The 8500-nt window shown below is 59.9% G+C and carries 9 protein-coding genes; 5 read left to right on the top strand and 4 right to left on the bottom strand.

All coding sequences use genetic code 11. The features are described 5' to 3' along the window. Window positions 1-368: AMP-binding enzyme (locus K5E19_RS22835; protein WP_409334611.1), on the top strand; the 368-nt coding region annotated here is incomplete at its 5' end. Here K5E19_RS22835 and K5E19_RS22830 read toward each other — a convergent pair. The 3 genes from K5E19_RS22830 to K5E19_RS22820 are packed head-to-tail and all read right to left on the bottom strand — an operon-like array spanning window position 369 to window position 3318. Continuing rightward, entirely contained in the window at window positions 369-1883 is a 1515-nt protein-coding gene (locus K5E19_RS22830) for a tripartite tricarboxylate transporter permease (protein ID WP_211449061.1), read from the bottom strand. An 11-nt stretch (window positions 1884-1894) separates the two neighbouring features. Next, window positions 1895-2326 (bottom strand): tripartite tricarboxylate transporter TctB family protein, encoded by a 432-nt coding sequence (locus K5E19_RS22825; protein ID WP_221553216.1) that lies wholly within the window; start codon window positions 2324-2326, stop codon window positions 1895-1897. A gap of 11 nt (window positions 2327-2337) precedes the next feature. Then, window positions 2338-3318: a tripartite tricarboxylate transporter substrate binding protein gene (locus K5E19_RS22820; RefSeq protein WP_221553215.1), complete on the bottom strand. Its 981-nt coding sequence runs from the start codon at window positions 3316-3318 to the stop codon at window positions 2338-2340. A 152-nt stretch (window positions 3319-3470) separates the two neighbouring features. Between K5E19_RS22820 and tctD the strand changes: the two genes are divergently transcribed. The 4 genes from tctD (at window position 3471) to K5E19_RS22800 (ending at window position 7505) form a co-directional block, all read left to right on the top strand. Next, window positions 3471-4145: a transcriptional regulator TctD gene (tctD, locus tag K5E19_RS22815; RefSeq protein WP_221553214.1), complete on the top strand. Its 675-nt coding sequence runs from the start codon at window positions 3471-3473 to the stop codon at window positions 4143-4145. Beyond that, window positions 4132-5541 (top strand): sensor histidine kinase, encoded by a 1410-nt coding sequence (locus K5E19_RS22810; RefSeq protein WP_221553213.1) that lies wholly within the window; start codon window positions 4132-4134, stop codon window positions 5539-5541. The genes tctD and K5E19_RS22810 overlap by 14 nt, the downstream gene beginning before the upstream one ends. Before the next feature lie 130 nt (window positions 5542-5671). Continuing rightward, window positions 5672-6211: a YfaZ family outer membrane protein gene (locus K5E19_RS22805; protein ID WP_010433398.1), complete on the top strand. Its 540-nt coding sequence runs from the start codon at window positions 5672-5674 to the stop codon at window positions 6209-6211. A gap of 94 nt (window positions 6212-6305) precedes the next feature. Further along, window positions 6306-7505 (top strand): nicotinamide mononucleotide deamidase-related protein YfaY, encoded by a 1200-nt coding sequence (locus K5E19_RS22800; RefSeq protein ID WP_221553212.1) that lies wholly within the window; start codon window positions 6306-6308, stop codon window positions 7503-7505. Window positions 7506-7538: 33 nt separating this feature from the next. Here the strand turns inward: K5E19_RS22800 and glpC are convergent. Further along, window positions 7539-8500 (bottom strand): anaerobic glycerol-3-phosphate dehydrogenase subunit GlpC (glpC, locus tag K5E19_RS22795; RefSeq protein WP_221553211.1); only part of this gene is annotated, 962 nt, incomplete at its 5' end.

The raw sequence follows: 8500 nt of genomic DNA, 5'->3' as shown, positions 1-8500 counted from the left end.
CCCGCGATCGCGGGGAATGGCGCAACGGTCGTCTGACGATTTTAGGCCGTATGGACAATCTCTTTTTCAGCGGAGGAGAGGGGATCCAACCCGAATCGCTGGAACGCGTTATCGCCACACATCCGCAAATAAGCCAGGCGTTCATCGTCCCGCTGGACGACGCCGAGTTCGGACAGCGTCCGGTGGCGGTGGTGGAGTGCGAGCCGGGAACGGATATCGCGCAGTTCCCTGACTGGATCCAGGGCAGGCTGGCGCGTTTTGAACAGCCGGTACACTGGCTGGTGCTGCCCGCAGCGCTAAAAAATGGCGGGATAAAAATCTCCCGCCAGGCGTTAAAACAGTGGGTCAATGCCCTGCTGAGGGGCTAATCAGCCGACGTCCGGCTCGGGCTTGCGCTGGCGTCGACGTAGCAGGCGCAGGACCGGCGGCACCACAATCACCATGATCGCCATGGCCAGCAGGATCTTCGTCACGCTGCTCTCCCACAGAATCGACATATTGCCGTTGCTAATGGAGAGGGCGCGGCGCAGGTTCTGCTCCAGCATCTCACCCAACACAAAGCCTAAAATCAGCGGCGACATCGGGAAGTGCATCTTGCGTAAGATGTACCCCAGCACGCCAAGCAGCACCATCAGCACCAGGTCGAAGGTGGTGCTGTGCACCGCGTACACCCCAACCGCAGAGACCGCCGCAATGGCAGGCACCAGGAACCACAGGGGAATGGTCAGCATGCGGGTAAACAGGCCGATCAGCGGGATGTTCATCACCAGCAGCATCACGTTGGCGATCAGCAGTGCCGCAATCAGGCCCCAGACGATGTCCGGCTGCTCGGTGAACATCGCCGGACCCGGGGTGATGTTATAGAGCGTCAGCGCGCCCATCATCACCGCCGTGGTACCGGAGCCCGGCACGCCAAGCGTCAGCATCGGGATAAATGAGCCGCAGGCCGAGGCGTTATTGGCCGCCTCTGGCGCCGCCACGCCGCGTATATCGCCCTTTCCGAAGCTGTCGCTGTTGCCGCTCAGCTTTTTCTCGGTCATGTAGGTGATGGCGCTGGCGATGGTCGCCCCCGCGCCGGGCAGGATGCCGACGAAGAAACCAATCACCGACGAACGCAGGGTAGCACCCACACACTGTGCCCCCTCTTTGGCATTAAAGAGCATGCGACCGGTTTTGCGCACCAGCGTCTGCCCGCTGCTGGTATGTTCCAGCATCAGTAAGATTTCTGAGACAGAGAACAGGCCAATCACGACGACGATAAACTGTACGCCGTCGGACAGGTGAACGCTGTCGAAGGTAAAGCGATAAACCCCGGTGTTGGCATCCACGCCGACGGTGGCTAACCCTAAGCCAATCAGCGCAGACAAAAACGATTTGAGCGGGTTCTGCGCCATCATGCTGCCGAGGCAGGCGATAGCGAACACCATCAGTGCAAAATACTCCGCCGGACCAAACGCCAGCGACCACTGGGCCAGCGCAGGGGCGAACAGAATGATGCCGCCAATGGCAATCAGCGATCCGCAGAACGAGCTGACGGCTGAAATGGAGAGCGCCACGCCGCCGCGTCCCTGTTGCGCCATGGGATAACCGTCGAGCGCGGTCATAATGGCGGCGGCATCGCCGGGCACGTTCAGCAGTATTGAGGAGATGCGACCGCCGTACTCACAGCCGATATAGACCGTCGCCAGTAAGATCAGGGCGGATTCAGCCGGCAGGTGCAGGGCAAAGGCCAGCGGCAGAAGTATCGCCACGCCGTTAATCGGACCAAGACCGGGCAGCAGGCCGACGATCGTGCCCACGAAGCAGCCGATCAGGGCGATCACCAGGTTTTCCGGGGTCATCGCTACCGCGAACCCCTGAGAGAGGTAAATCCAGGTATCCATAGCGTGCTCCGTTAGTTAAACCATGCGCCAAGGGGCAAGGTCACGTCCAGCAGGCGGTCGAAGGCGTACCAGAGCACTATGCCCAGTACCGCACCCGAGAGGCCTGCCGCAGGCAGGGTGGCGTTAAACAACATGCCGATCACCATCGTCAGGATGGTGGTGGCAATCGGGAAGCCAAGCCACTCAAAACCCCACGCGTACATCAGCAGGATAATCACCATCACCAGCAGACGTTGCAGCGTGCGGCGTGGCGGCCACTCCACGGTGTCCGGATGGCGCAGCAGCAGAGCCACTGAGCAAAGCAGCATCAGGCCGACGATGGCCATCGGAAAGGGGCGTGGCCCCACCGGTTCATAGCTGTATTCGCTGTGGATCTGCCAGGCGACGAACAACCCGCCAATGCAGAGCAGCAGCCATATCCCGGCAAAAATACGATCGCTCATAGCGCCTCCGTTTACTTCGCCAGACCGAAGGCTTTCGCCTGTTCGCGGTAGTCATTCACCTGTTTTTTGACATACTCGTCCAGCTGCTTGCCGTTGAGGTTGAACTCGAACAGGCCGCGCAGATCGCGCTGTTTTTTGAACTCATCGGTTTGCTGGAGTTTGGCGAAGGCATCCACCCACCACTGGTATTCGGCGTCGGTCACTTTCGGCCCAACGAAGAAGCCGCGAATAATCGGCCAGACCAGGTTGTAGCCTTGCTCTTTGGCGGTAGGGACGTTCGCCAGCTGGCCCGGCAGACGGTTTTCCGAGAAGACCGCCAGCACGCGGATTTTATCCCCGCTCAGGTAAGGCACCATTTCGCTGAGATCGCCGGAGACGGCCTGCACGTGATTGCCCATCAGCGCCGTGACCGGCTCGCCGCCGCCTTCAAAGGCGACGTAGCGCATCTTGTGCGGATCCACTTTTGCCTGCTGCGCCAGCAGGGCGGCTTTCATCCAGTCCTGGCTGCCGATCGACGCACCGGCGCCAATCACCACGCTGTTCGGATCTTTTTCCATGGCGGTCAGCAGGTCTTTCAGCGATTTCCATGGGGAATCAGCGCGAACGGCGATCATGCCGTAATCCGTCCCAACGGTCGCGAGCCAGCGCACGTCGTCCACGCCGTAGCGGCCAAACTTGCCCTGCGACAGGTTCAGCAGCGAGCCGCCGGAGAAGGCCACCACGGTGCCCGCTTCGGCAGGGCGCTGCGCCACAATGGCGTTGTACGCCACCGCGCCCACGCCGCCGGGCATGTAGGTGACGCGCATCGGTTTTTCGATGGTCTTTGTCTCCAGCAGGCTGACCTGAATCAGCTTACAGGTCAGGTCAAAGCCGCCGCCCGGCTTGGCCGGGGCGATGCATTCGGTGCGGGACGGGGTATCCTGCGCCTGGACGACAGAGGCACTCAACATCAATACGCTTGCAGCAAGGGTAGAAAGTAATTGTTTTTTCATCGTTTATCCTCATGCCGGAGAACCGGGAGTACGGGTACGGGGGCTTTTTTTCTGATTATGTGAACCACCTTGTAGCGGTTCCGTTGCGCGATTGTTAAAACATTAACCTTTCATTTCCCTTTCACTGCGACACGAACTTTACAGGATGTGATATGCGTCTCTTACTGGCGGAAGATAATCGTGAACTGGCTCACTGGCTGGAGAAAGCGCTGGTGCAGGGAGGCTTTGCCGTTGACTGCGTTAACGACGGGCGGGCGGCAGACCATCTGTTGCAGGGAGAAAACTATGCCGTTGCGATTCTGGACATCGGCATGCCCGGTTTCGACGGGCTGGAGGTGGTCCATCGTCTGCGAAAGCGCGGGCAGACGCTTCCCGTGCTGTTTCTCACTGCCCGCAGCAACGTGGCGGACAGGGTGAAAGGACTGAACGCCGGGGCGGATGACTATCTGCCGAAGCCGTTTGAGCTGGAAGAACTTGATGCGCGGCTGCGCGCGCTGCTGCGCAGAAGCGAAGGGCGAACCCAGGAGCGTCAGCTTTTGGGGGCGCTGGAATACGACGACGACGGCTTTTTTCTGCTGCATGATGAACCGCTCTCCCTGACGCCGCGCGAGCTCTCCCTGCTGAAGGTGCTGATGCACCGCCGGACCCGGCCCGTCTCCCGCCAGCAGCTGTTTGACCAGGTTTTTAGCCTGAACGACGATGTGAGTCCGGAGAGCATCGATCTTTACATCCATCGTCTGCGCAAAAAACTGAGCGGCAGCGGGGTGAAGATTACCACCCTGCGCGGGCTGGGTTACGTGCTGGAGTGTGGCGATGAAGTGGGCTAAACCGCAGTCCCTTTATCTGCAGCTTCTGCTGTTTCTCGGTTTGCCTCTGCTGCTGCTGTGGGGATTGTCGGCGTTCAACAGCTACGTCAGCGCCCTGCAGGCGGCGACGCAGGCTTACGACCGCACGCTGTTATCGTCGGCGCGTACGGTCTCTGAGCGGCTTGAAGTGCATAATGGAAAGCTGCAGGTGAATGTGCCCTGGGTGGTGCTCGACAGCTTTGAGCTCAACATGAATGACCGGCTGTATTACAAGGTGGTCGACCCCACCGGGCGGGTGATCTCCGGCTACGACGACCTGCCGAAGATGCCCCCTTCAACCTCGCGCACCACGCTCTACCCGGCGCTGGCCTGGTTTTATCACACCGAATATCGCGGGCAGGCGATTCGCGTGGCGAAGCTGCTTCAGCCCATCAACGAAGATAACGTCGTCGGGATGGCGGAGATCTATGTCGCGGAAACGCTGCAGTCCCGTCGCTACCTTGCCAGCCAGCTGCTCTTTTCGTCCTGGGTATCCCAGGGGCTGCTGGTCCTGCTGACGCTGATCTTAACCGCCTGGCTGTTGCGTCGCGTGCTGCGGCCTATGCGCCAGCTCTCCTCGCTCATGGTGCGTCGGGAGCCGGGGCTGCTGGCTCCGCTGCCCGAGCTCCTGCCCTGGTCGGAAACGCGCCTGCTGATTGTGGCCTTCAACCGCTATATTGACCGGCTGCGCGGAGTGCTGTCGCGGCAGGAGCGCTTTAATGCCGATGCCTCTCACCAGCTCAAAACCCCGCTGGCGGTGCTCAAAACGCAGGTCTCGGTGGCCCTGACGCGGGACGATCCGGCGCTGTGGCAGGAGAGTTTACGGGCAATGAATGTGACGCTGGATAACACCATTGTGCTGACCGAACGCTTGCTTCAGCTTTCGGCGGTGAAGCGAAAAGAGCAGGGAGAGCGGCAGTTTACCCCGGTGGATCTGGTGCAGGTCGTGCAGAATTGTTGCTTTTCACGGCTGGCGCAGGCGCGCAGCAAAGCGATTGACCTGGGGTACGACGGTGAGTTGCAGCCGACAATCATCGAAGGCGATGAGGTTTTGCTTGGCGAGCTGTGCGCAAACCTGCTGGAGAACGCCATCAAATACACGCCGGAGCAGGGGATCGTAACGGTTTATCTGCGCGTGGATAACGGCGCGGTTGACCTGAGCGTGGAAGACAGCGGGCCGGGGATTGCGGAAAACCTGATCCCGCAGGCTTTGCTGCCGTTTCGCCGTCTGGATAGCGTCGGGGACGCGGCAGGGTCCGGTATCGGTCTGGCGCTGGCGAGCGATATTGCCCGCCTGCACCGCAGCCATCTTCAACTGTCCCGCAGTGAACACTTGGGCGGGCTGAGTGTGAAAATGCGCTTTCTGCTGATGGGATAAAGGCAGATATTATCAAATCGTTACAAACTAATCGTCGGACGCACGCAGAGTCCATTGATCAGAGAGAAAGTCAGGTTAAAATCTCGCGGTTTTGGGACTTATTATCTATAAATTGTGCGGGATCACGACAATGAAAAAAGTGGCATTAATGGGCTTAGGCCTGATGGTTATCTCTTCGGCGGCTAACGCCATCAGCTTCAACGGCTCGGCGGGTGAGGATTACACCCATCTGGGCTTTGGTCTTGGTACGGATAGCGCCGGTCTGGCAATGACCGGCGGCTGGACGCATAACGATGACGACGGCGATGCGGCAAGCCTTGGGCTCGGCTTCAACGTTCCTCTTGGTCCATTCCTGGCGACCGTCGGCGGCAAAGGGATCTACACCAACCCGAACGACGGCGACGAAGGCTACGCGGCGGCGGTCGGCGGCGGCCTGCAGTGGAAAATTGGCGACAGCTTCGGTCTGTTCGGCGAGTACTACTACTCTCCAGATTCGCTCTCCAGCGGTATCGAAAGCTATGAAGAAGCCAATGCCGGCGCGCGCTGGACGATTATGCGTCCGATCACTATCGAAGCGGGTTATCGCTATCTGAACCTGGCTGGTAAAGACGGCAACCGCGACAACGCGCTGGCCGATGGCCCTTACGTGGGCGTGAGCGCAGGCTTCTAATCTCTTCGGCGCGGCATTCCGTCGCGCCAGTTTCTCTCTGCTCCCCCCATTCAATTGCGCTATAGTGTTTCGACCATTTAAGCGGGAGAACACAATGATTAACGTGGAGATGTTATCCACCGGCGACGAAGTGCTGCATGGGCAAATTATTGATACCAATGCCGCCTGGCTTGCCGATTTATTCTTTGAGCAAGGATTACCGTTAACACGCCGCAACACCGTGGGCGACAATCTTGAGTCACTGGTGAACGTTCTTCGCGAGCGCAGCGAGCACTGCGACGTGTTGATTGTGAATGGTGGACTCGGCCCCACCAGCGACGATCTCAGCGCGCTGGCTGCCGCCACCGCCAAAGGCGAGGGGCTGGTATTGCACGAGGCGTGGCTGGCGCAGATGGAGCGCTTCTTCTCCGAGCGTGGCCGCGTGATGGCACCCAGCAACCGCAAGCAGGCTGAAATCCCGGCCAGTGCGGAACTGGTGGATAACCCGGTCGGCACCGCCTGCGGGTTTGCCCTACAGCTGAACCGCTGCCTGATGTTCTTCACTCCCGGCGTACCTTCTGAATTTAAAGTGATGGTCGAGCAGCAGATCCTGCCGCGCTTGCGCGCGCGTTTTACGCTGCCAGAGCCGCCGCTGTGTCTGCGACTGACCACCTTTGGCCGCTCGGAAAGCGATCTGGCCCAGAGCCTGGATCATCTCCAGCTTCCGCCTGGCGTCTCGATGGGCTATCGCTCGTCGATGCCGATTATCGAACTCAAGCTGACCGGCCCGGCGACGGAAAAAGCCGCCATGCTGGCGCTGTGGCCTGAAGTGCAGCGCGTGGCGGGCGAGAGCCTGATCTTTGAAGGCACGGAAGGGCTGCCTGCGCAGATTGCCCACAGCCTGCAGTCCCGTCAGCTGAGCGTGACCCTAAGCGAACAGTTCACCGGTGGCCTGCTGGCGCTGCAGCTTTCCCGCGTGAACGCGCCGCTGCTCGCCAGTGAAGTGGTGCCGTTCCAGCAGGAGACGCTGGCGCAGACCGCGCGCTGGGCGTCAGAGCGCAGGGTGAAACACTTTGCCGGTCTGGCGATGTTTGTGGGCGGGCTGGATGAGGAACATCTTAATTTTGCGCTGGCAACGCCGGAAGGCACGCATGCGCTGCGGGTGAAAATGAGCATCACGCGACACAGCCTGGCGGTACGTCAGGAGGTGTGCGCGATGATGGCGCTGAACATGTTGCGCCGCTGGCTGAACGGTAAAGAGGTTGCCAGTGAGCACGGCTGGATTAACGTCGTGGAGTCGCTGTTCATCGAATGACGCGTTTGCCGGGGCCTCTCGCCCCGGCAACGTTTATCCCAGCGCTTTCGCCAGCAGGGTAATGGGATGTTCGCAGCGTTTGCTGGTGGACATCTCAATCTGCCACTTGCAGGTTTCGCAGTCGGTCACCACGATATCCGCGCCGCTCTCTTCAATCTGGCGGAACAGCGGGGCGCCAATCGCCTGTGACGTTTCGTAGTTTTCCCTCTTAAAGCCGTAGGTGCCCGCAATCCCGCAACAGCGTGAGTCCAGCACCGTCAGCTCCAGTCCCGGTATAAGCCGCAATAGTTCGAGCGTATAGAGCGACCAGCCCATCTTTTCCATATGGCACGGCGTGTGATAGACCACCTTCAGCGGTAATGCCTTCAGCGACAGCGTCTTTCCGCCGTCCAGCTTGCGCCACAGGAAGCGCGTCGCCAGCTCGATATGCTCGCGCAGGCCGGAATTATCGACATCCAGCAGGTGCGGATACTCATCGCGCAGGGTGAAGGTACAGGTGGACGAGGTCGCCAGCACCGGCATGCCTTTATCGACAATCGCTTCGCGCAGGGAGGTGACATTGCTTTGAGCCTGCTTACGCGCTTTATCGGTAAATCCGTTGGCAATCAGCGGCACGCCGCAGCACTTCTCTTTGTTCAGTAACTGAACGCCGGTTCCCATGGCGTTCAGCACTTTCAGCAAATCTTTACCCAGCTGCGGGTGGTTGTAATTCACATAGCAGCCGTGGAAAAAGGCCACCTGGTCGGCGTACTGCGCCTGTTCCGCCGCGACGGACTTGTACCAGCGACGGAAGGTGCCGTGAGAATATTTCGGCAGGCTGCGGTGATGGTCGATTTTAAGCGTGGCATCCAGCAGCTGGCGCACCGGCTTGAGAGAGGTCGCGGTATTCACCAGCGGGGCAAACGGCGTCGAGACGCTGCCCATCAGATCGGTATGGCTCAGGATCGCATCGCGCAATGTGGGTTTCTGCGTGCTGTAGCGCGCCCGGGCGCGCT

It is taken from the genome of Enterobacter sp. RIT637 (genome assembly GCF_019718755.1).
GTDB lineage: Bacteria > Pseudomonadota > Gammaproteobacteria > Enterobacterales > Enterobacteriaceae > Enterobacter.
The sequence above is the reverse complement of the archived record's forward strand: the minus strand, read 5'-3'. Positions and strand labels throughout refer to the sequence as shown.

Coding starts and splice junctions, on each gene's coding strand:
- K5E19_RS22830 (WP_211449061.1), bottom strand. CDS start 1,883: ATGGATACCTGGATTTACCTCTCTCAGGGGTTCGCGGTAGCGATGACC.
- K5E19_RS22825 (WP_221553216.1), bottom strand. CDS start 2,326: ATGAGCGATCGTATTTTTGCCGGGATATGGCTGCTGCTCTGCATTGGC.
- K5E19_RS22820 (WP_221553215.1), bottom strand. CDS start 3,318: ATGAAAAAACAATTACTTTCTACCCTTGCTGCAAGCGTATTGATGTTG.
- tctD (WP_221553214.1), top strand. CDS start 3,471: ATGCGTCTCTTACTGGCGGAAGATAATCGTGAACTGGCTCACTGGCTG.
- K5E19_RS22810 (WP_221553213.1), top strand. CDS start 4,132: ATGAAGTGGGCTAAACCGCAGTCCCTTTATCTGCAGCTTCTGCTGTTT.
- K5E19_RS22805 (WP_010433398.1), top strand. CDS start 5,672: ATGAAAAAAGTGGCATTAATGGGCTTAGGCCTGATGGTTATCTCTTCG.
- K5E19_RS22800 (WP_221553212.1), top strand. CDS start 6,306: ATGATTAACGTGGAGATGTTATCCACCGGCGACGAAGTGCTGCATGGG.